This window comes from Psychrobacter sp. T6-6 (assembly GCF_052258185.1).
Classification (GTDB): Bacteria; Pseudomonadota; Gammaproteobacteria; order Pseudomonadales; family Moraxellaceae; genus Psychrobacter.
On record NZ_JBQQEX010000005.1, the window covers coordinates 141156 to 162566 of the forward strand.

A 21411-nucleotide genomic window follows, 5' to 3' on the forward strand; every position below is an offset into this window, starting at 1 on the left:
AATTACCTCTTGTTTATTAGTCGTTAAATATAATAATTTAGGTGTTTGAAAGAATAGCGATATTTGGATCAGGATTGCCTAACGATAAATCAAGATAGCTATACCTTGTTGGCTCAACGATTGTGCCGCCACCTGTACGCAATATATTTACCTCGCTAATACCGCGCTTGAACGCGTCCTCAACGACTAAGTAATTAGGGTTTGTGGGGTCGCGGCCAAGTAACGCTTGATAATTACTGGCTGTGACCTTGAACGGCTTATCCATACGGCCGCGCTTAAACTTGCCAATGACCACGCCGTTAGCTAACGCTGGCAAACTGGCTGTCTCCGTCTTATCGATAACGCCTTGATACTGGATACCAGCCGCGCTACCTAGTGTTTTACTCTCGATCATAATTAATCCTATTAAAAAGCCTATACTGTTTTTATAGTATAGGCTCTGTTGTACTAAGGGCTTTTAGCGTGTTCCGTTATCATGCTACGTTTAATAACTCTTGATGAATACCATATTGAGATTTAAAAAATATCGTATCTAAAAATGGGTCATACCATGCTGGCGCGTAATTGTCTGCATCAAGCGTTGGTGAGTGGTGCGGTAGCATTTCTACTATCGAATCAAACATATCAACGTGCCTTTGCACACCTTCCACAAAAAGCGAGTCTATATCGCTTTCGCTGCATCGATGGATCTCTAGGGTTATGGGTTCCACATAAACGGTTATTTGATATGTTGAATTTTGACTGTTGATCTCAGTATCAATAAGCTGTTGCAAGTCGTTAAGATCAGTAGCAGCGACTAGATCGCTAAACCCAAAAGGTGTAAACACAGACTTTAGATTGCTTAGCATTAATCTAAATTCCTGCTCATTGTAGGCCGTCAACGATTGCGGGTGTTCGATACCAAAAAGAGAACCGATCATAAACCCGCTTTCATCAGGTGGTGCGCTTAAATCACCCATGCCGCCTAAGCCACCAAACGGATCAGGCATATCAGGCATAAGGATTTTCCACCCATCAAGCCCTGTAAAAAAACGCTTTAGCAGACGCATAGCTGATAATTGTTCGTTGCTGGATATTGGCGCTTCGTTATAATCAAGATCGACAAAATTTTGAATCTCGAATGGTTGATTGTTAATTCGTGTTTTTAAACAAGCTGCTATGACAGCCATAAACCCTCTCCTGTATTGTTTGACTCTCCAACCAATAGACCGTCTACTGGCGTTACTGGGGTTACTCGAATATAGCTGTTAGGTGCTCTTGGTTGCTGGCTTGGTAGTGGTAGATCAGCAACATAATCGGTTCGACCGTTCTCACCGCGTGGACAAGTGCCCCACACTGGACGAGGTAACACCCATGCGTCAGCGCCTTTATCAAAATATTCAGCACCAAACGGTAGATTAGGTGTGCACCAATTAGACAGATCTTGGTTGAACATGCCAGCCTGTTGCAACATGCTATTCATATTAATCACATGGCTTACGTCCCACATGCTAATGTCTTGATTGAATAAGTTTGCTCGAAAAAAAAGATAGCTAATATCAATTAATTCTGGTGGTATATATTCAGGTACGGTTAGTAGTGTGTTTGGCAATCCAGTTGTGAAACTGGGTATTTTTGACGAAAATTGACTGATAACAACTTTAGCTAATGGGTCGCTGGTTGTCTCAGTATGGTTGCCGTCGTAAGATATATCAACATAAACGGCTGTCGCATCAAGCTCAAAATTCTTAACCTCAGTTGCGGCGATCTTTAGATACATATCAACACCGCCGTCGTAAATATCCACCTCAATACCATTAGCGGTAAAACCTGTTGAATCAGCGATAACTTCGCCTGACTCCGTAAGCGACCAGTCACCCACTGGATCTTCTATATAAATATATACTGGATATTCGCTAGATGAGTTCTCGTAGCTCTCAACGCTAAAAATAACGGTTCCTGTGTTAACTGGAATCGCTGGCTTGGCTGCCCCGCTTGCGCTGCTGCCAGTGCGCAATACGCTAAGCTGACTAATACCGCGCTTGAACGCGTCTTCTACCGCTAAATAGCTCGGATTAGACGGATCGCGGCCTAATAACGCCTGATAGGTGCTCGGCGTAACTTTGAACGGTTTGTCCATGCGGCCACGTTTGAATTTACCAGTAACAACCCCATTGGCCAATGACGGTAAACTGCTTGTCTCCGTCTTATCGATAACGCCTTGATACTGGATACCAGCCGCGCTACCTAACGTTTTACTCTCGATCATAATAAACCCCTTATGATGTTAAAAAATAGCGATCGAAATTGCTTACGATCGCCACCAACGCGCCAATACTTTAGTTGTTCACGCGTAGCTTATTACCGCGTGTGTGGTTGTACTGCTTCACGTTACGCAAGATCTGACCTTTATCAGCTGAGGCCGTAGGGTAAATCTTAGTTGTTTTCTTAGCGGGAACCAGCGTACCAGTCGCCGTTTCAAAAAAAGGGAACGAACCAGTATTGAAAACGGCCACATGATCTGCTTCTGCCGTACCAGCTGGCGCGGCGTTCAAAGCTCTAAACATTCTTTGTTGTCGTTCTCTAGGGTTTATTCGTTGAGGGCGACTTGCTGCTTCGTCTGCTTCGTCAGCTGGCGCGTCTTGTGGTGCTGGCTCTGCTTCATCAGCTGGCGTATCGGTCGGCTCGTCTTGCGGTGCTGGCTGCTCGTCTGCTTCGTCAGCTGGCGCGTCTTGTGGCTCAGGTTGTGGCTCTGACTGTTCGCCGTTCGCTTCGGCAAGCGCGGCTTCAAAATCAAAGTTACGATGATCGAGCAAACGCCATGTAAGCTCTGACTTATTATCAGCGCTTAGGTAATCTACTTCGGCTTCGGTCAATAGATCTTCTAGCTGATCAACCGTATATTTTTTATATACGCGCTTGAACTCTGTTAGCTGCTCTAGCTGCTCTAGGTTTTCAGGTAATGCTTTTACGTCTGACATATTGGTAGTCCTTGGGTAGTGGTTAAAATTATGATTAAAAAAAGCCTTGCTGCCACTTATGACAGCAAGGCTTTTAGTGGCTAAACCTGTGCTTACTTATTAAAGCGCTGGCAAGTTGATCATTTCAATCAACATGCACTGGTTGCGATAGCGTGGAACTGGGTTTACTTCGCCAGCCATACGGCTATAAATGGCCACGTCTTTTTCAAACGCGTTAGCATTAGACGCTAGTACCATCGGCGGTACTGCGGTAAAGCCTACGAACGGCGCTTGTGCTGGCGTGATAGCGCGTGGCACTAACAAAGCGTGTGCGGTTGTGGTGTCGTTTTCTTCGTCAAAAACGCCCATGCTTGTTGGCACGTAATAAACGTTTGCACCGTTGTTTTTAAGGCGGCCAATACGGTAGACCGAATACTGATCACCAAACGGTACGCCTGTTGATTCGTAGTTTTGGCCACCCATGCCTGAGAAGAACGCCGCGCCGCGATCTGATACATAAAGATCGTAACCTGCGATCGCCATATTGATAGAACGAGATAAGCGAGTACGCGCCAGCCCCAACGTGATATTGATGTTAGAGAACGCATCAGGTAGGTTGGTTGGTGATACGCCTGTCTTGTTAAAGTCGAACGTAATCACGCGGCCATTTTTAGGATCTTGGTTAGACATACACATATTAAACGCGGTGCGCAATAAGCGGCCTGTCTGCTCAAAGTAGTAACGTTGCATAGCGATTGTTTGCGCCGCGCCGTACCAGTTGATACCAAGCTCATTAGATAGCTGGGTGATTGCATCGATTGACGCGGTTGAACGTGAACGGTGCGGGTGTGCATAGATAGAACGGTGTAAGAACTCCATATCTACCGATGGTTCGCGCAAAATGCTGTTACCGTTGCTGTCTTTACGCTCGTAGTCAAAGATCAATTCGACGGTTACGTCGTAGTCTTCAGGATCAACGCCGTTTGCTGTGTCAAAATTAACGGTAACGGTGTTGGCATCAAGATCAGCAACGGCGGTTGTTACGATATAAGTATCTGAACCGATCTCTACTGGGTCTAGCGGCTGTAACACACTGCGGCCACCGTTGGTTGGGTGATCACGATGTTTGTCATTGGCAATCTCAATGCCTTTTACCATAACGGTAACGCGACCGCCTAAGAACGGCGCTGTAGATGAGTCTTTATCCACCACAAATTTGATTGTTTTATCGGTGTGCTTGTGTGCTGTGTAGGCCACATGCGATTCAAGAGAGAACGTGCCAGCGGCCGTCTTTTCCATAGCTAATGTATGACGGTTTTCAAGGTATGGCATACCCGCTTTGTCGCCGTCCATCAATTCGCCGCGAGTCATAACGCCCATGTCTAAACCTGCAACCGCTGTGCCGTAAACGATTGGCAATTCGTTACTACCCATTGGGTTAGGTAGCATTGATAGTAGCGGTAGTGAGTTAGAGATACCGTAGGCAATAATCACCTGTGTTGCGGCTGGCACGATTGATAGCGCCTCATGATGACCAAGTGTTAAGCTATCAAACGCATATTCAGCGCCAGCGTCTTGCTTCTCACCACCACCAAACGGCGCGGCCGCTGTGGTCAATGCTGCTGCAAGCGCATATTCTGACGGCATTTCACCACCGTTACGGCGCTTAAATTCGATAATACCGTCTTCTAAACCATCAAATACCGCTTGCTGGCCGTCTTCCATGTATTTACTGTTTAAAATACGTTGTAGCGACTCAGGTAATTCACTCATAGCCACATCACGGCCTTTGCTGTGACTTGCCAGCATTGAGTCAAACGCGGCAACCTGATCGCCGTTGTTATGTTGGTCGCCCAAAAAACGCATAAGGCGGCGCGTTGCTTGCACCTCTTTATGTGCTGCTGAGTCGAATTGTGCTGCTTGCTTCTTATCCATGGGATTAATCCTATATGGTCGGTTGGATAGTGATAGAACGTCTAAACTGATAGGATTAATATTAATAGGCTTTCAAATGGGCGTTTTAGGGGTGTTCCAAACGCAAAAAAGCCGCTTGTTAGGCGGCTTTTTTATAAATAGACTTGATGGGTTTTAACCCTTGGCTTTCGCTTTCATATCACGCTGCATGTAAAAACTTATGTTCATTGCGCTATCTCCATACTAAGACGCATGTAACTAACCTCACCTTTATCTTTCACAACCCCGCACATTTCTTTATAGTAGTCTTTTGCACTTTCTATACTATGGAACATCATAGCTTTTTTATAATCAGCGGTAGTTGCGTTATATCCTGACCATAGCCAGCTTGTATCTGCTTTCAACAAGGCGCTGCCAATTTTTATTACGATTGCGTCATTCATACCATTACTCCATTAATCCATAGTTGGTGGCGTGAATCCAACAACACCTCTAAGCGCTTGCCAGCCTTTACCGTCTTTGAATTTTACGCGTGTTGGAATGTTGTTAGGTTTAAACATGGCTGGCGCGACCATTAAATACCCTGCATAATTAAAGCGCTTAACCCATCCATGATAACAATAACCCAGTAAAAAGCTCTTAACGATACTATCCAGTGGTACAGTGCTCATAACGCAACCGTCCAAGTCGTCAAGATGCAAGGCGCGATCATAAGCGCTGCGCCAGTCGTTTTTGCTAAAACCTGCCAAGTCTTCTCTATCGGCATAATTGCGCTGCACTTCATCCCACAACGTATCAAAAACACCCCAACACTTATGCTTTTTGATCTTTTTATTGGCGGGAACCAGCTTGCCAACTTCGATATAGTTAATCATGGCCAACCATCCTATCTTATTGTTTCACCTCTATTATAACCAAGTATCCTTACTCATAGGGCGTGGCAACGTCCTTGATCTTAGCTTCATCAAACGCATCAAGATAATCAAGATCGAACCGCTGCGACAATGCGTATCGCTTGCCAGCGCTGGCAAGCATTGCTTGCGCCATGATGCCTGTAACCTCGTGGTACTCCTTATGACCATTCAACATAAAACAAAGAAGATCGCCTTTTTTCGGTTCCCAGTTTGGCATATTTTTTAAGCGTTCATCGCCCTCTAATTCGATATCGTAAGGCTCAACCAGTACGATTGATGACATTTCCTCGGGCAAGACAAAACCGCCAGTATCGTGAAACGCGCCGCCTAAGCTATCGAGCATTAACACCATTGCATGACCTAATGGCTCATAATCGATCGCGTGCTCGTCGCTATTGCTTACCGTACCAAGTCCTGACCATGTATCGCTGGCGCGGTCGTCTGTGCTGTTACCGACTGGTACAACCACACGTCTAAAAGCGAATGTCGGTATCACTGACTGACTGCGCAAGGTGATAATGCGATTGGTTAAGCGCTGGCCATTGGTTACTAGCTCGTTTTCTATCCGTAAGCTCATTTATTGCCCCATTTTTTCTGATAGTTGTTAATCTCGGTTTGATAGATCTCTTTAAAATTGGCTGGCACGTTCTTTTTACCCATCTGCCCTTTGGCGTACTGGTAGCTGGCGCGTTCGGCTTGCGTGGGTTGGTGGGGCGACTTGGTTTGCTGGCGCTTCTGCTCAGCCTTGATTTGCTTCTCAGCGGCGGTAACGGCTTGCTTAATCCGCTTACTCCAATGCAAACGGCCGTTCCAGTTGTTAAGCGCCTCGGTTTGCTTCATGGCTTCACGTTCTAGCGTCTTGGCTGGCCTACGGTGCGACTTCACTTGGTTGCTGGCCTTGGCTATGTCTTCACGCGCATAATCTTTGATCTTGGCGATCATGTGCGCACTGGTGACGTACTTCATGACACGTAAGGCATGTTTGCAAGCCACGCCAGTTAATTTAGGGTTACGTGTTGAGGGGTAACGGTTCTCGTCAATGCCGTAATTATACTTACCAACGGTGGCCACATACCTGTACCAGTAGCGATGACGACCGCAATCACAGTCAAAGCGAATTTTGCCGTCAATAACCGCATTTTTAACGTCAACAACGGTTGGCGCTTTGGTGCGACCTAGCAGCAAGTTTGGATAGTCGAGCAACTGTACCGTGACATAGTGGTGCGTGTCCTTACTACCGATACCCGCGTTCGTGACAAAATGAATCACGTTACCCTTGCGCTTAAACACGCTGGCAAGGTGGATCTGAGTATTAGCACGCTTGATATCTTCTACGCGGGATTGGTTGATCACTTGCTGGGGCGTGATACCGCCTAAGAACTTGTTTGAGGCCGCTTTGACATTGGCAAGATAGGCATCAAGTATCGCGGCGTTAAGCGTCTTTTTTAACTCGCGGTTGCGCTTGGTATCGCCTAGTGTAAATTCCAATAACTCGCCAGCACTAATGCCAGCGCGGTTTTTGGCTGTTTTAACCAATGACTGTAGTTTTTTGGTCGTCAGGCGTTCGCCGTGCTCGATATCCTGTAGCACGTCCTTAAAATATTGTTTTTGGCGGCTGGCGTGCTTGCGCTGCTGACCAACGGTTTTACCTATCTGTGTTCGCCAGCGTCTAAGCTCGTCAAGCGTCATGCCGTTAAGCTGTCGATCTTGATAGCTGGTGCTGTCTTCACGATCAGGGCTTAAAAAGTCCTCGGGGTAATCATCCATTGATGCTATCCCCTGTACTCATGTGCTCACGCTTAAGCTGTGCTAAGTTTGCTGGCAAGGGTAAAAAGATTGTACGGCGCGGCAACGGTTCCCCTATGCGGTTCGTGCCAGCGCATAGCATTACAATATCTGCATTATCGCGGTTCCCATAGGCACGGTAAGCAATCAAGCTGGGGTCGTGCACTTCGTCCGTGCCAATATCCCACACGATCAGCTTATCGGTACGCGATCGGCGTACCAGTAAGTCAACGTGTGTTCTAACGGCGTTTAGGTAGATATTTTGCATAAAAGATCGCCTTATTAAGCTGTGCGCAGCCAATGACCAACAACGCGTGACGGCTGTATGTTGTTGTGAGGTTCATCGCCGCCTACCTCTTTCATGATCTCATCGCCTGAAAAGTTGATAGTGCTGAACTCGCCTTTGACGCTTGAATCTACATCAACTGGGTTTTGTAAATCACCATCAGGGTTGGTTTGCAACATCATTGGGTGTTTATGACTTGCCATTTCCTCTTTGGTCAGTTGGTGCTTATTTTCACCAAACTCATTACCCATGGTTTTGTAGTCGTCAGGGTCGCTTGACTTGGTGGAAAAACCCACAAGCGTTCTACCCTCCGCGTATCGTTCCCACTCCCCATAGCCATGATGCGCTGCTACGGCGGCGGCGTTGGCGTGGTTTATAGTGGTGGTGTAAATATCATTCACCTTGATTGGTTCTAGCTTCTCAATCAATTCACGCAACCATAGTACATTCTCACCCAGCTGGCGGGTTGCTTGGTTGGCGTTACCGCCGTCACCGCCTAAAATTGGCTCGTTTATGTCAACTTGATTTATATCAGGGTTCCAACGCGGGGTTAGGGATAAATTACTCATTTTTTTGTCCTTGATTGATATTGGTTACTGGTAGCTGGCGCTGCCGTCGTAGTTATGTTTGCCGTCGTAGAAGTATCTATAAGGTAATATTCGTTCCCATATATGCGTTGTGTGCAATTTATACATAGACGGTTGTTGTTGTACTGCCTCGGTCGTCATACCCTCTTGCCCTAACGTAAAGCCGCCCACCTCAACAAACTTGTCACTACCATCTGAGCCAACGATAATTTTGCCTTTAACGCGCCGCCAGTAAGTCTCTACCCCTAAAAGCTCGTCAAACAACGGCTTTGGGTTTATATCACTGTGGCTAAAGTACAAGTAACCGATAGGGATAGCGGTATCAAGCAAGTGCTGCATTTGCGGTATGTCTAAATACTGGCCATGTGGGTTATGTGTGCTTAAGTGCCCCTCCATGATCGCCAGTGGCTTGTTATGATTGTTATTGGCTACCGACACGCCAGCGACTTCGCTGTCATCGAGCAACATACCAAACGAGGCCATAAGGCTTTGGGTTGGGCTTACGGCAAAAAATGGCGCTGCATTTGAACTGGCGATAGCGAATAACACGCCGTCATCAGTGATCACGCCCACCTCAAACACAGATTGATTGCTACTAACAAAAACCTCGGCGCTAAACCGTAGTACGTTGCTGATTGTCTCAACGCCCCCGCTAATGATCGCGTATCGCGCCGCTTCACTTACAAGCTGGGTTTCATCACCAGTGCTGGCATGTCTGCCTGTACCGATCGCCAAGTGAGACAATACAGCGCCCCCGCTGGCAAGTGCTTGCTTGCCAGCGTTGGTTACTTTAAATATGATAGCGTCAGCCATGATTAACGCCCCTTGGTTGTGCCAGCTGAATAGTTGGTGATCGTTACCTCACCCTCTTTAATGAATCCAGCAAGGCCACCTTGCGCCGCTGGCGTGCGGAATACGCTTAACTCGGCCGTATCTGCTTTAGCGATTCGCAATTCGTTATAACCGCTGGTGTCATTTGTTGCTATTGCTACATATTCAGGTATCACCGATCCTGCTTGACCTGCTTCACCAACATCACCGCCGTTACCGCCTTTCACATCGTTGTAAAAATCCAGCTCAGTAGTGTATGTATCGTTATAAAAATTTGAGCCATTATCTGTTGCGCCTGAGCCGTACCACTCGTTAAGCTGCGCTCTACTAGCGGGTTTTTTGGTGATAGCCCTTGTAAAGCGCCATTTCTTGCCGTCCGATAGCTGATAATTGTCGGTATACATTTGAGTTTCAAAAGGCGAATCCCACACGTTCGCACCACCGCGACCGCCTGTCAGCAAATCACCGTCTTTTGCCTCATAACTCATCATAAACTCACCTTGTCGCTTTATTTCAGCCAAGGTGACATTTTCTGACCTGTTGCCATACTCTGCAATGCCGTTAAACAATGAGTAGTCATCACCGCCCATATCAGGTATTGGCAGATTAATCTTGTCGAAAAAATCGGCGCGGTACGCTTGCTCGTTCGATACAGTGCCCCACGGTTTCCTCACAACATGGTCTATATGATCGTCACTAGGTACATGGCCGCCGCTTGGTGTTTGTACCGTACTATCTCGCCAGTCAATCCTAACGGCATAAGTACCATCCTCTTTTACGATAGGGTCACTATTTGGATAATTTGGCGCACCTTGCCATAAATTAGCGGAAACACTAGCTGACATAACAACATCATTAACCCCTAGCGCTGGATAATAGTCGCTAATATCGATGTTATGGCGCTGATTAAAGGCTTTAACGCCTGTGTAGTTATAAGTTGCGCTACCAAGTGGTGCACCGCCGCCCACGCCAGCCTCAACCACGCCATAAAACATAAATTGATACTTATAATCAGTATCGCCGTAAGACGGCAATGTAGAACTCTTATTGACCATAAACCCGCTACTACCGCCACCACCGCCACCGCCGCCAGCGATTAATCCGTAATTCTCAACCGTAATTTCGCCTTTTATAGCCGTACCACCATCACCACCTGCTACAGCGGGGATGAGTCGGCGCTCTCTATTAGCGTAGTCGCTGTATGTGCTGATCGGTAATGGTGATTCATTGTCATCAATCGATCTTGCGCTACGCCCCGCATCACCGCCGCGCCCTAAAATGCGTCCGTGGTTCTCAACGACTGGCTGTGATTCAGCTGGCCAGTTTGCACCCTCTGTTATGGCTGGCGTGTCGGTATTGGGCGCGATAATGTCCACGCCCTCATCTACGATAAAGCGCACCTTATCGGTTGCCGTAGGGTAGCTACCGCTTTGTTGCTTGTAATACTCGTCAAGCTGTAGGCCGCTAGTGGTACTTTGGGTGATATGGACGATCGATTCAGTATTACCAAGATCATTGATCGGTACATTGATCGATAGGCTGGCTGGTGCGCCTATGGTTAGCCGTACATGCTTTTGGGATTCGTCGGCGTTGTCATCAGGCGTGGTGATAAAGTCGATATACGCTATGCCATTTCTTAAGATAGCTGTGCCGCTTTCGGACTTATCAGGCGCGGTTATGTCATTGCTACCGCTGTTTAACGCGCCCTCTTTTACCGTCCAGTTAAGAATCTGACCATCAGGCACGTTATTTGCCGTCACCGAAAAACGCACCGCCCCGCCCTCGGTGATCGATGTTTTATCGGCGGTCACATTCCACACAGTCTCGATCACGTCATCAGGGTTGTAACGCTCAAAAATGTTTTTAGTGTAAAGCGGGTAAACGTTCGGACGCTCGTTATTGACTGCGGGGGTTGTCATACCCTTTTGACCTAAAACCAAGCCCACGTCCTTGATATAGTCGTCGCTTGGATCTGTACCTACGATGATCTTACCCGCCAGCCTACGCCAAGCGGTATCGATGCCTAGCAGCTGGTCGAACTCAGGTTTTGGGTTGGCTGTGCTGTTGGTGTGGTGTAAGTAACCGACTGGGAACATAACATCAAGTAAAAGCTGAAAGCGGCTTAACGGCACGTACTGCGGGTGTGGATCGGTTGCCGCCAAGTGGTTTTGCATAACAGCGGTTGCTAAGCTGGCGTTAGGGTCTACGTTGACTGTGACGCTACCTGTATCGATATCGGTTATCGTTATACCAAACGCGACCACAAACGCAATGTTAGGGTAAAGCGTGACAAGTGGGTCTGCACTCGATGCGGCCACCGCAAACAAAACGCCTGTCTTGGTAAATACGCCCATTTCATACACTGGCGTCACTTCGTCCGTGTGCATGGTGCTGGTAAAGCGTAAGGTATCGCCTACCACCTCGCCTGACACGATATCACTGCGACCGACTTCATTAGCCAGTGAGACTTCACCGCCTGACGGTGTGTACCCGCTACTACCAACGGCAACATGGGTTAGATCGATAAGTATTTTTGTATCATCGCCGCTGGCTTGTAGCGCCGCTTGCTTGCCAGCACTGGTGATCTTAAGAACAATGGGTGTTGTGCTTGCCGTCATAATTATTATTCGCTATTCAATTAATGAGTATGAATAATTTTACCGCGTGCCAGCTGGCGTGCTGGGCTGTGTTCCATCGCTTTTATTAGGGTCATGTGACGGTCATGTGACGGTCACGGCGGGTTTTTTTTGCTTGTGGCTTCGTCTTTATCCAACAAACAACCGTTTAGTTATTTATCAATCCTGCAGAATTTATTTAAGACTTAAGTTATTGATATATATACAAACGCGTTTTTGGCCAAAAAAAATAGAATAAAACTAATGTTTGCTTTATCCCATAAGCTCAGCTAATTCGTCCAAGTCCTCCCATTGCTGCTTGTCCTTGTCACTGCCTTTGAAACCGACCTTGTTTGCTGGCGTGTAATTGATGTTCTCCATAAAGGCGAACGCGAATGTATCGGCAATATCGGGTGAGGTGATACCGTCTTTTAGCATGTCCTTTTTACTGGTAATGCCCCAGCGTGATTTTTCATCAAAGAAGTACGGCAAGCGGCTCATTTGCGTTTCAAGGTTAGTTATTGTTTGGTGCATACGGCGCACTTTTGGCGCAATACTGAATATGCCACGCTCAACGGTTTTTGCCATGGTCACATAGGCGTGAGCACGTTTGTTGAAGTAAAGCGTTTTTAGGTTGTTGTTAAAACAAGGCACGCCCCAGTTTACCGTTTCAAAATACAAGCCCTCGGCCTTAAGTGACTGGCATAACCCCATGCCAGCGCCCATAGGATCGATAACAATGGTCGCGCCAGCATATTCGGCAACGGTGGCATAGATCTTGGCTTTCAACTCGTTAATATTGGCGCGGTTGCTAAATAGCGGTATATCGATCAAGTGCGCATGGCGCTCAATGCGGCCTTGGTAGTCTTTATCGACCACCTTAAACACACTAATCACGCTGCTATCACGGCCAACGTCACCGCCAACGTCCACAGTTATGATATAGCCGTACTCGTCGTCCTCCGTGACCACTGGCTTGCGCTTAAGCATTTGTGTTATTTCTGAGCGCGTCAGTAAGAATTTACCCTTTAGCTCGGGGAACTTGCCACGTATGCGAATCATATAACCCGCATGATCACGGCTGCCATACTGGTATAGCGCCTCGATCAGCTTGGATTCACTCACCAGCGGGGATAACTCGCCGTTAAATTCTAACGATATCCAAACGCCGCCGTTTGTGTAGCTTAGTTTGTGGTGGGTGTCATAGAAAAAGCCAGTGTTAGTCGCTGGCTGGCTCGTCAGTACGGCTCTGTTGTTTTCATGGGTCAGTGCACCGATAGCGACCTCCATCACCGCATCATCGATACCGCAAGCCTCGTCAGCCCACACCATGTAGTGATCACCATGCTGGCCAGCAATGTTGGTCGGTTGATGTTTAGGCGCGGTCTTGGCGAAAACGAACCACGTATCTTTAAAACCTTTGATGTAGATCTTCTCTGCCAGTACCACGACAAAATCAGCAAGCCAGCCCAGCGCGGGGTTGTTGCGTAAACGCTGAATACAAATATTAATCTCTTTCCAAACGACCGTCCTTAGCTGGCCAATTTGCGGCGCGGTAAAAAGCATGACCGATTCAGGGTAAAAAAGTAAGTGCCATAGCGCAATGATGCCAGCGCTACGTGATTTACCTGTACCGTGACCTGACGCAACGGACGTGCGACTACTTGGAATTTGGATAGACTCAAAAAGCAATTCCTGCTGCGGGGTTACGGCCTGACCTGCTTCGATCGTCATGTCTAACGCTTCAACCGCAAAACGTGTTATGTCATAGCGGTATCGGTCGCACACTTCTAGCCATTCAGGTAGCTCTAATAAACTATCAACCATACCGCCACCGCCTAAATGCTAAACGGCATCATGTCGAACTCGTCGTCCTGCGCCTCGCCCTGTTCGGCTTCGGGCTGGCGGGTCATGACATAACCACCGTGTGCTGATCTTGCCGCCCATACTGCCAGTAATACCGCAATATGGCCGTTATTAATCCCCATGCTGTCAAAGTCGAGCGCCTTGCCGCGTTCATCAACCTTACGCGTCTGAATAACCTGTTTGGGGTCGTAGCGCTGCACCTCGCTACTGAGCACCAACAAGCCAGCGGCTTGTACGGCTTTATAAGCAGACATAACCGCTTGCATCTGCTCTTTTTCGTTGAACGCCAAGCCCCAGTGGTTAAAAACACTTGGCGTGTCGGTAACAACGATCGTGTCGCCCTTGGCTGTCGGTTGGTCGCGCCACTCAGCCTCTTTACTGATCAAGATCTTGCCGCTGTCAGTAAGGGTAACGGCTAAAATGCGTATGGCTTCGCCGTCATAGGTAGCGGCGCGTGCGTCGATATAAACGGCGTTTGGATTGGCGGGTTTTTTATCGCTCATGGTGTGTCGTCCTTAATATCGTATTGATTGATCTCACCAGTAATCGGATCGGCGGTTACGCGGGTGTGTCGGTTCGCTTTACGCTCGATCACGTCCGCTTCGATCACAAAGCTGTTTAGCTTCTCAGGTGGGTCACGGTGGCCGCCTACTGGTGGCAAGTGTGGCGGTATGCTGCCGTCAGGTTCGCCAGTATCGGTAATGTCATCGTCATAGCCGCCCAAGCCCACCACGTTTGGCTCAACGCCTACCACAACGCAATCAATCGTCACGGCGTGCACTGTCTCAATGCTTACTTCTGCCTTATCAGGGTATAGGCTGTTTTCTACCACTCTAAAATCCCATTGATCACTAATGATCGACTCGCCAGCAAAACCCAATTCATAATTAACCTTGAAACTGCGCTTGGCTTCGTGCTTCCAAAAACTGACAAGCTGGTTAGTAATTGATGACGCGGCGTGAGGGTCAGGCGCAAAAAAGGCAATTTGGCATCGATAACCCACGGCCGCTGTTCTCGCCTGTACGACACGCTGTAGCGGGTCGGTTGGGATCACCACGTTTTGCCACGTTGAGGAACCAATAACGACTTCTCGTTCAGGCGACGACTCAATAGCACTGATTGCCGTCACCATGACTGGTAGATTGACTGACGTACCTGAATTGGTCGTGTCACCCATCGCCTCGGCGTTCTCGTTCTCTTGTACCGCCTTTAGCATTTTTTCAACATCATCAACCATGCTACCTTTGGCCACGATGATAGCGCCCTCAATGCGGCGCGTTTTCCAGTCTCTAATGGACTTTTGGCCAGCTGGCGTGCACCATTGACGAAAATCCCTTAGTTTTAATCCCCATGCGTTCTGTATTGATTCTAGCGGGGATAACAAACGGCTAACCTTGTTCAAAATAATCTCCTAAGTGCGTCTGAAAATGGTTGGTCGGTCGGTAAATTCTGAGCGTGCTTGTACTGCCTCGCTGGTATTCCAAATCGTTATCGTGTCATCGCCCTTGAAACGCGGCACAATGTGGACGTGCAAATGAAAAACCGTCTGATCTGCGTCAGCACCTTTATTCACGATTAAGTTGTAGTTATCCAAGCCAAGATCTTTAGCGATCGTGGCGGCCAGCTCGAACGTTGCGCCAGTAATTTCAGGCGCGGCGCTGGCATCGTCAACGTGTGGCACTGGTATAACCACCAAGTGCCCCCGCGTTATAGGGTTAAGCGGCGTAAAAGACAGAAAATCAACGCCTCTCAAGTGGTGCTCTCTTATATCGCCAGCCTGTATTTTTGAGTGATCACAAAACACACAGCCAGCCTTATAGTGCTTACTCATACAACCCCCTAATTAGCGACCTTTAAAAATGCGGGTGCGTTCGCGGCGCTGCTGTCTCTTTTGATTGGCATCAGCTTTCTTACTATCGCTTGCCGTGCGTAGGTCGGCATCGCTTGTGCCCTGTGCGTTGAAACTATCCCACTGTGCCACGGCTTCATCAAACGACACTGACGGACAAATCAGGCCGTCATAAACCTCTAGTTTGCGATCGTGGCGGCGCTGGCGTAGGCGCTCCAACTTCTCTCGGCGGCTGATCTGCTCGTCCTGCGATCGCATTAACTCATTTTGGTAATGGCTGATCATGGTGTCGGCGTTATTGGCGGTCACTATGCTGTCGTACTGGTGCAAAATAGCGGCTTCAAGTGCTGATTTGTGGCTGGCTTGCTGCGGGGTTAAGCCGTCCATGCTGTCAAAAGCCATTTCAGCTTCATCTTCATCAAGCCAAAACAAGCTATCGAACATGCCATTGCCACGGTTGGTGTTGTAGTTTGGCTGTCGCACATAGTCGAACCCATAAAAACCTGTGATATCAAACTTGCCAGCTGCGCCGCGCTTACGCATAACAGCGCTGCTAAACCCGCCAGCCTTGCTCGTATAAAGTTTCTGTGAGTATTTACCAGTATCGGTATCTAAAAACTCATGTCTTGATGTGACATTGCCGTCACTGTCGGCGCTTAGCTCGATTGTGCGTAGGGCTGGCTCGATACGGATATTTTCGCCAGTTTTAGGGTTCACCCAAACATCAGGCGGGTTCATGCCAAAACGTGCGCGTATCTCATGGCCGTAGTAACCGTATAGATCGCCGCTGGCAACAAGCTCTTGTGTGTCAGGCGCGTTAATACGCTCGATCATCGATCGAATGTTCATGTCTGATCGATCAACGCCAACATGCTTGCGGTCACGGTCTGCTAGGTTGTAGGTAATTGGCTCTGTTCTTTTTGACATAAAAAATGCCCCTTAAATAAACGTAGTGAATACGTCTAGTTTAAGGGGCTTGCGGGGGCTGGCTGGTGGGGTGTTCCTATTGGCTATTGTGATCTAAAGTGCTTAATATCGCCCTCTGTCATGCTTAACGATAAACCAAGGTCACTTAACCTCGATTCAATCTCTTTCAAGCTACCTTTGCCCAACTGATTAATACCTATGACCTCGATAGGGTCTAAGCTAACCAACTCACCTATGGTTTTAACGCCAGCGGCTAACAGACAATTTGTAGTCCTAACCGTCATTTCTAAATCTTTAACCAGTCTCGTAAATATATCGTCTTTGTCTAGCGTTTGGCTTCCTGCGCCGCCCTCGATCTCGTCAATAACTAAATCGTGCTCGTAACCGCCCTTTAACCAAAATAGCGTATTGATAAAGCTGGCGGGGATAGGGGCTTCATCGTTTAGGCGCGTGATCTTGCCAGCCAATACCAAGTGCCCTACCGCTGCTTGCCAAATTCGCCAGTAAGTAACGCTGGTATTGCTGGTGGCGAACGTAAAGTCTGATAAATACTCAAAAAATGGTAGTAACAAGCGATCCTCGGCGGCTGGTCGCGGGTTACTTAGGTTGAATCTAGCTATGTCACGATTCAGCTGCTCTAGCAATAGGTTGTAATGCGAGGCCACCATAAATACCGACATATCATACGAATCAGCTGGCTTGCGGCGGCGGCTCTCATAATCGGCAATGACGCGCTTGTCTTGCTCAACGTTAGGCAAGTCTGCAAACTCGGTCATATTCAAGCCCATAGCGCGGCGCTGGGCGATTAAAAGTAATACTTTGTCGTTCTGCATAGGGTTTATCCTTAAGATAGCGTGAGCGCCAGTTAAGGCGCTCGTTTGGTTTATTCGTGGTCGTTAAAAACTGGCTTTATATCAAGATTGTCAGCGTATGTATTAGCAAAACCGTTATTGTCCATTAACAATACATATAGATGAAATAAATCATCGATTGTTTTTACTTCATCCAGCGCCAAATCATCGATAATCTCTTGCAAATACTCAGCGTAACTTGCCTTATCAAAATCACTTTCATAAAGCGCGTTTATTTTTAGCAATCTTGCATCAGTACCGCCAAGATCGCTTAGCTCAAGCTGAGTGCTAGGTAAAGAATGATCGCCATGATAGTAAGACTGGCCGTTTTGGTAAACCGCGTCCAGCCCCATTACTTGATTGTAAACATCAAGGTTGTGGCGCACATACTCGCTCATATTGCTTGATGAATGTTTTTGGCTATTGTGATAGTTATGATCAAAATCAGTAGTTTTCTTTAGGTTAGCCATTTTTTCTTTCTTGATAGCCGTCAAGTGCGCGTTCATTGGTATCTCCACTTTCGCCAAATCGCTCATAAAATCGTTGTTTTCGTGGTCATCCCACGCGCTATCTATCGTAAGGCTTTTAGCAACCCTTACGCCTGACGTTCTATCTATAATTTCATACGATTGGTTGTTGTTGATATAAAAAGATCCAACCCTAAAAGTTAAATCTAGCTCAGCTGCTCTTTTTCTTAATTGCTTTAGTTTTTCCGCTTTAGTGTAAGAAGACATTTTAATACCTCATAGCAATGGCTGGCGTGCCAGCATAAATAAGCCGCAATCGACTCGATAAGTTGAATATTAGACGTAATTTTACGTCATGTCAACCAAACAAGTGATTTATTATAAGTACACCTAATTACCGTATATAAACACTTAAAGATAAAATAAGCTCGTTTTATATAAAATAATTTGACGTAATATTACATTTTAACGGCTTATCACCTGCCAGCAAAAAGCCCCCGCTATTTCTAACGAGGGCTTTTTAAATGTCCGAACGATCTGCTATTTTTCGCCGCGCTTCTTAAACTCGTTTGATACCTCAACGGCCATGGCTGTTAATTGCTCAACGGTGCGGCCATTGGTTAATGCTTCATAACTGGCATTGCCTTTCAAACAATGCTGGCTTGTCTTCTTATCGATAGACTGAGCATAGGCATAGATCTCACGTTCAGTGTATAAGCGCATAGCGTTTAGCTGGCTTGTCTTGATCAAGTCCACCCTTGCTTGGTTCCGTGACTCAATGAAACTGTCAACGACCGTGCTAATTGGCTGGTTGGTTGATACCGACACGCTGGCCAAGCGCATAAACCGACTACCCAGCATTTGCTTCGCCTTTTCATACGGTATGGCTTTTAGCGGGTAAAGATCTTCTACTGCGATATCCATGTAAGCGGCGCACATCAAGTTATCGTTTTTTGATAGGTCGGCCGCCTGTACTTGACTGATCATAGCCATGCCAGCCAACAACCCAATGCTGGCACGTTTTAAAACTGTCTGTAACTGCATAATTAACCCCTATGTAACAAGTTTGTTGATTGTAGCACCGCCTATACTGCCACGTCACCCCCACTGGCGCTGTTGACCTAAACCGCCAGTAATAGCATGAGCCAAGCTACGATCTGATACGTTTTGATTAATGCCGTCATTACTACTCTGTATCATGATCGGCTTGTCAGCGCCGCCGCTATCGACGCGCTGTTTAATTTTTGGCATGTTAGGCACGCTGAGCATAGGCGAGGTAGGAAAGTTTGCGGGGGCATAACCAAGATCCTTGCCAGCTGGCTTGCTTGCATCAAAAATCATAGGTGTGTTGTCGCTAAAGTTACCGCTAACGCCAGCGGCGCTCTTATCGGGTGTCATCTTGCCAAGCTGAACACCAAGCGCACTACTGTTGTTTTTAGCCTTGCTTGCCAGCGAACCCTCAACCTCCTTACTCTCAGGCTGTTTTTGTGTGACGGCATCTTTGACCACGTTCTTAACGTCCGATACCTTAGCAATGGCCAATACGTCTGCCTGTTCGCTCTTGATGCGGTTACGCACACCATCCCTTACGTTTGCGTTGCTGCTTTTAAAGTCACTATCGACATAACGCGCCTTGTCTGCATAAAGCGCTTTTAACACAGCCTCGTTGTCGGTCATATCAACGCCTGATTCTGATACCCGCTTAAACCGTGACTTATGGTTAGCGCCGTATTGCGTTGAATGTGAATAGATCGCCTCCTGAATACCGCGATTACTGGTGTCAAAGCCGTAACCCTCTGCGATCTTTTTGGCTGGCATGTAATGCGTTCGGGTAATGTAGTCCTTTTGCGACTTCTCAAACTCGTCACTTCGTCGGCTGGCCACGTCTTTATAACGCTTGTTAAAAGCAGCTGAGCCAGCAGACAGCCCCGCAAACTCCCCCGCAAACTTCTTACCCTCGGGGCTTTTTAGATAAGCGGCCATAGTGCCAGTTTTTGACGATAGTTGGTGTGTACCGTAAGACACGCCGCCGTGATCCCCAGCGCCAGTAGATACCGTATCAACGCCGCGACCGCCTGACTCGTACTTCTCGGACACTGAGCCAAGATCTGCCAGTCCAAGCGCTTCACTAAGCCCAGCCCCAGTAGATGATACCGCATCACCAATGTCGGACGCTTTTTTATCCAGCCACGCGCTCATTTTACCCGCCAGGGCGTCCATACGATCAAAAAACGGCTTAATACCGTTATCCCATGTATCGCTCATTTTTGCTGGCAAGTTGTAGGCTGTGATCGCACTTGTCCAACTCTCAATGTATGGTGAGGCAACCCCGCCAAGCCATTCGCCGCCCTCACTACCAAGCCAACCACCAACGACTGCGCCAACCACTGTGCCGACGACTGGCACGACTGATCCAGCGATTGCACCAGCGATTGCACCAGCGCCAGCGCCAGCCAGTTTACCCACACCCTCCGACTTGCCTTGATGATCGAGGTTATCCCAGTCCATCGCAAGCCCGGCTGTACCAGCCAGCGCCCCAATAACGCCCAACCCCTTTAGGCCACCCATACTTTTGAATAGCTTTTTAAGGCCGCCGCCACGACCACTGCCGCCAAGTAAGCCGCCAAGCAACCCACCGCCAGCGCCGCCGCGCTGTTTTCTAATGGCTTTTAAGATCTTGTCTAGTAGCTTCTCGTTCTCGTTGTTGTGGCGATCTTGATCATTTGGCAACGGTTCCCGCCGCTTCATAGCCTTTAGTTTTGATAGGCTAAATTTAGCGCCGCGTGTTGCCAGCTTGCCAGCACGACCAAGCGGGGATAGAAGATCTTTTGCTTCTCTAAAACTGTCTACCAGCGGGTCAATGCCAGTGGTATCACTACGACCTACACCCAGTGAGCCAAAACCGCCGTTTTTACCCGCCGTACTCGATCTTGAGTCGCCACCCCCAATGAAACGACCGTTCGCGTCACGTTCGCGTCCTGACACGTCTGTATTACCGTTAGAAGTACGCGTTCGGCTGTTGGCGTTAGCACTATCACGGCTGATCGGTATCGCATCATCACTCGCTTGGTTCCCGCCTTGGTTGCGTCCAGCGCTGCGGGTTTGGCTGCCAATATTTTGAGTGCTGCTATTTGATTGTGTCTCACGACCTGACTGCGCACGCTGTGTGCTGCTTGGTGCACGTCTTGTTACGCTGGCGGGTTCACCAGTAATGCGGGTTTGACTGGACGAGGTTCGGCTTCTTTCGGTGCGGTCACGGTTGTTATTGACGCGGGTTTGACTGTTGGCTTGATAGACTGACGCTTTGACCGCCCTTGTTAGCTCGGTCATGCGCGTATTAGCGATCTGATTTTGGCTCTTTAAAATTTGGATAATCTCTTGCGTGTCGTCGTGTACGCGGTCGATCCCCTCATTCATTTTATTAACGCCAACGATAAAGCCGCCAGCATCGTAGTTTAGGTATGTCATGATCTATGCCTTATTTGATAATTCAGTCATTAGATTATGGCATTGCTAAGCGATACGGCGGCCTTGGTGTTCCTTTGTTTCCCAGCTTAGGGGTATTTCTAGCATTTACCCC

The 21411-nt window shown here is 47.8% G+C and carries 22 protein-coding genes; all 22 read right to left on the reverse strand.

All coding sequences use genetic code 11. The features are described 5' to 3' along the window. Positions 1–37 precede the first annotated feature (37 nt). Positions 38–394 carry a hypothetical protein gene (locus ACTXGL_RS09740; protein WP_443526551.1) on the reverse strand — a complete coding sequence of 119 codons (357 nt, stop codon included), beginning with the start codon at positions 392–394 and terminating at the stop codon, positions 38–40. Between the two features lie 79 nt (positions 395–473). Next, entirely contained in the window at positions 474–1169 is a 696-nt protein-coding gene (locus ACTXGL_RS09745) for a hypothetical protein (RefSeq protein WP_443526553.1), read from the reverse strand. Next, positions 1157–2248: a BspA family leucine-rich repeat surface protein gene (locus tag ACTXGL_RS09750; RefSeq protein WP_443526555.1), complete on the reverse strand. Its 1092-nt coding sequence runs from the start codon at positions 2246–2248 to the stop codon at positions 1157–1159. Before ACTXGL_RS09750 ends, ACTXGL_RS09745 begins: the two co-directional genes overlap by 13 nt. Positions 2249–2318: 70 nt before the next feature. Beyond that, positions 2319–2960: a hypothetical protein gene (locus tag ACTXGL_RS09755; RefSeq protein WP_443526557.1), complete on the reverse strand. Its 642-nt coding sequence runs from the start codon at positions 2958–2960 to the stop codon at positions 2319–2321. 99 nt (positions 2961–3059) lie between these two features. Continuing rightward, complete coding sequence (locus ACTXGL_RS09760) at positions 3060–4874, reverse strand: hypothetical protein (RefSeq protein WP_443526558.1); 1815 nt, start codon at positions 4872–4874, stop codon at positions 3060–3062. 203 nt (positions 4875–5077) lie between these two features. Beyond that, positions 5078–5296, reverse strand: coding sequence for a hypothetical protein (locus ACTXGL_RS09765; RefSeq protein ID WP_443526559.1), 219 nt, complete (start codon positions 5294–5296; stop codon positions 5078–5080). 12 nt (positions 5297–5308) lie between these two features. Beyond that, the gene (locus ACTXGL_RS09770) at positions 5309–5728 is read right to left on the reverse strand and encodes a hypothetical protein (protein WP_443526561.1); all 420 of its coding nucleotides are present in this window, start codon (positions 5726–5728) and stop codon (positions 5309–5311) included. A gap of 49 nt (positions 5729–5777) precedes the next feature. Then, positions 5778–6344 carry a hypothetical protein gene (locus ACTXGL_RS09775; RefSeq protein ID WP_443526562.1) on the reverse strand — a complete coding sequence of 189 codons (567 nt, stop codon included), beginning with the start codon at positions 6342–6344 and terminating at the stop codon, positions 5778–5780. Continuing rightward, entirely contained in the window at positions 6341–7534 is a 1194-nt protein-coding gene (locus ACTXGL_RS09780; RefSeq protein ID WP_443526564.1) for a hypothetical protein, read from the reverse strand. Before ACTXGL_RS09780 ends, ACTXGL_RS09775 begins: the two co-directional genes overlap by 4 nt. Beyond that, entirely contained in the window at positions 7527–7820 is a 294-nt protein-coding gene (locus ACTXGL_RS09785; protein ID WP_443526565.1) for a hypothetical protein, read from the reverse strand. The genes ACTXGL_RS09780 and ACTXGL_RS09785 overlap by 8 nt, the downstream gene beginning before the upstream one ends. Positions 7821–7834: 14 nt before the next feature. Further along, positions 7835–8407 (reverse strand): phage baseplate protein, encoded by a 573-nt coding sequence (locus ACTXGL_RS09790; RefSeq protein WP_443526567.1) that lies wholly within the window; start codon positions 8405–8407, stop codon positions 7835–7837. Between the two features lie 24 nt (positions 8408–8431). After that, positions 8432–9238, reverse strand: coding sequence for a hypothetical protein (locus tag ACTXGL_RS09795; protein ID WP_443526568.1), 807 nt, complete (start codon positions 9236–9238; stop codon positions 8432–8434). Positions 9239–9240: 2 nt separating this feature from the next. Beyond that, positions 9241–11874 carry a phage tail protein gene (locus ACTXGL_RS09800; protein ID WP_443526570.1) on the reverse strand — a complete coding sequence of 878 codons (2634 nt, stop codon included), beginning with the start codon at positions 11872–11874 and terminating at the stop codon, positions 9241–9243. Between the two features lie 270 nt (positions 11875–12144). Beyond that, positions 12145–13698, reverse strand: a complete 1554-nt coding sequence (locus ACTXGL_RS09805) for a hypothetical protein (RefSeq protein WP_443526571.1) — start codon at positions 13696–13698, stop codon at positions 12145–12147. A gap of 11 nt (positions 13699–13709) precedes the next feature. Then, positions 13710–14240, reverse strand: coding sequence for a hypothetical protein (locus ACTXGL_RS09810; RefSeq protein ID WP_443526572.1), 531 nt, complete (start codon positions 14238–14240; stop codon positions 13710–13712). Then, positions 14237–15139, reverse strand: coding sequence for a hypothetical protein (locus ACTXGL_RS09815; RefSeq protein ID WP_443526574.1), 903 nt, complete (start codon positions 15137–15139; stop codon positions 14237–14239). Before ACTXGL_RS09815 ends, ACTXGL_RS09810 begins: the two co-directional genes overlap by 4 nt. Positions 15140–15148: 9 nt before the next feature. Next, positions 15149–15568: an HIT family protein gene (locus ACTXGL_RS09820; protein WP_443526575.1), complete on the reverse strand. Its 420-nt coding sequence runs from the start codon at positions 15566–15568 to the stop codon at positions 15149–15151. A gap of 12 nt (positions 15569–15580) precedes the next feature. After that, positions 15581–16513 carry a hypothetical protein gene (locus ACTXGL_RS09825; protein ID WP_443526576.1) on the reverse strand — a complete coding sequence of 311 codons (933 nt, stop codon included), beginning with the start codon at positions 16511–16513 and terminating at the stop codon, positions 15581–15583. 83 nt (positions 16514–16596) lie between these two features. Beyond that, positions 16597–17346, reverse strand: a complete 750-nt coding sequence (locus ACTXGL_RS09830) for a DNA-directed RNA polymerase subunit alpha C-terminal domain-containing protein (RefSeq protein ID WP_443526578.1) — start codon at positions 17344–17346, stop codon at positions 16597–16599. Positions 17347–17396: 50 nt separating this feature from the next. Next, complete coding sequence (locus ACTXGL_RS09835; RefSeq protein WP_443526579.1) at positions 17397–18098, reverse strand: hypothetical protein; 702 nt, start codon at positions 18096–18098, stop codon at positions 17397–17399. Positions 18099–18371: 273 nt separating this feature from the next. Further along, complete coding sequence (locus ACTXGL_RS09840; protein ID WP_443526580.1) at positions 18372–18875, reverse strand: hypothetical protein; 504 nt, start codon at positions 18873–18875, stop codon at positions 18372–18374. 54 nt (positions 18876–18929) lie between these two features. Further along, complete coding sequence (locus ACTXGL_RS09845; protein ID WP_443526582.1) at positions 18930–21299, reverse strand: VgrG-related protein; 2370 nt, start codon at positions 21297–21299, stop codon at positions 18930–18932. Positions 21300–21411: the final 112 nt, after the last annotated feature.

Excerpts from the sequence above, each read along its gene's own strand:
- ACTXGL_RS09740 (WP_443526551.1), bottom strand. The coding sequence starts at position 394 with ATGATCGAGAGTAAAACACTAGGTAGCGCGGCTGGTATCCAGTATCAA.
- ACTXGL_RS09745 (WP_443526553.1), bottom strand. The coding sequence starts at position 1,169 with ATGGCTGTCATAGCAGCTTGTTTAAAAACACGAATTAACAATCAACCA.
- ACTXGL_RS09750 (WP_443526555.1), bottom strand. The coding sequence starts at position 2,248 with ATGATCGAGAGTAAAACGTTAGGTAGCGCGGCTGGTATCCAGTATCAA.
- ACTXGL_RS09755 (WP_443526557.1), bottom strand. The coding sequence starts at position 2,960 with ATGTCAGACGTAAAAGCATTACCTGAAAACCTAGAGCAGCTAGAGCAG.
- ACTXGL_RS09760 (WP_443526558.1), bottom strand. The coding sequence starts at position 4,874 with ATGGATAAGAAGCAAGCAGCACAATTCGACTCAGCAGCACATAAAGAG.
- ACTXGL_RS09765 (WP_443526559.1), bottom strand. The coding sequence starts at position 5,296 with ATGAATGACGCAATCGTAATAAAAATTGGCAGCGCCTTGTTGAAAGCA.
- ACTXGL_RS09770 (WP_443526561.1), bottom strand. The coding sequence starts at position 5,728 with ATGATTAACTATATCGAAGTTGGCAAGCTGGTTCCCGCCAATAAAAAG.
- ACTXGL_RS09775 (WP_443526562.1), bottom strand. The coding sequence starts at position 6,344 with ATGAGCTTACGGATAGAAAACGAGCTAGTAACCAATGGCCAGCGCTTA.
- ACTXGL_RS09780 (WP_443526564.1), bottom strand. The coding sequence starts at position 7,534 with ATGGATGATTACCCCGAGGACTTTTTAAGCCCTGATCGTGAAGACAGC.
- ACTXGL_RS09785 (WP_443526565.1), bottom strand. The coding sequence starts at position 7,820 with ATGCAAAATATCTACCTAAACGCCGTTAGAACACACGTTGACTTACTG.
- ACTXGL_RS09790 (WP_443526567.1), bottom strand. The coding sequence starts at position 8,407 with ATGAGTAATTTATCCCTAACCCCGCGTTGGAACCCTGATATAAATCAA.
- ACTXGL_RS09795 (WP_443526568.1), bottom strand. The coding sequence starts at position 9,238 with ATGGCTGACGCTATCATATTTAAAGTAACCAACGCTGGCAAGCAAGCA.
- ACTXGL_RS09800 (WP_443526570.1), bottom strand. The coding sequence starts at position 11,874 with ATGACGGCAAGCACAACACCCATTGTTCTTAAGATCACCAGTGCTGGC.
- ACTXGL_RS09805 (WP_443526571.1), bottom strand. The coding sequence starts at position 13,698 with ATGGTTGATAGTTTATTAGAGCTACCTGAATGGCTAGAAGTGTGCGAC.
- ACTXGL_RS09810 (WP_443526572.1), bottom strand. The coding sequence starts at position 14,240 with ATGAGCGATAAAAAACCCGCCAATCCAAACGCCGTTTATATCGACGCA.
- ACTXGL_RS09820 (WP_443526575.1), bottom strand. The coding sequence starts at position 15,568 with ATGAGTAAGCACTATAAGGCTGGCTGTGTGTTTTGTGATCACTCAAAA.
- ACTXGL_RS09825 (WP_443526576.1), bottom strand. The coding sequence starts at position 16,513 with ATGTCAAAAAGAACAGAGCCAATTACCTACAACCTAGCAGACCGTGAC.
- ACTXGL_RS09830 (WP_443526578.1), bottom strand. The coding sequence starts at position 17,346 with ATGCAGAACGACAAAGTATTACTTTTAATCGCCCAGCGCCGCGCTATG.
- ACTXGL_RS09835 (WP_443526579.1), bottom strand. The coding sequence starts at position 18,098 with ATGTCTTCTTACACTAAAGCGGAAAAACTAAAGCAATTAAGAAAAAGA.
- ACTXGL_RS09840 (WP_443526580.1), bottom strand. The coding sequence starts at position 18,875 with ATGCAGTTACAGACAGTTTTAAAACGTGCCAGCATTGGGTTGTTGGCT.
- ACTXGL_RS09845 (WP_443526582.1), bottom strand. The coding sequence starts at position 21,299 with ATGACATACCTAAACTACGATGCTGGCGGCTTTATCGTTGGCGTTAAT.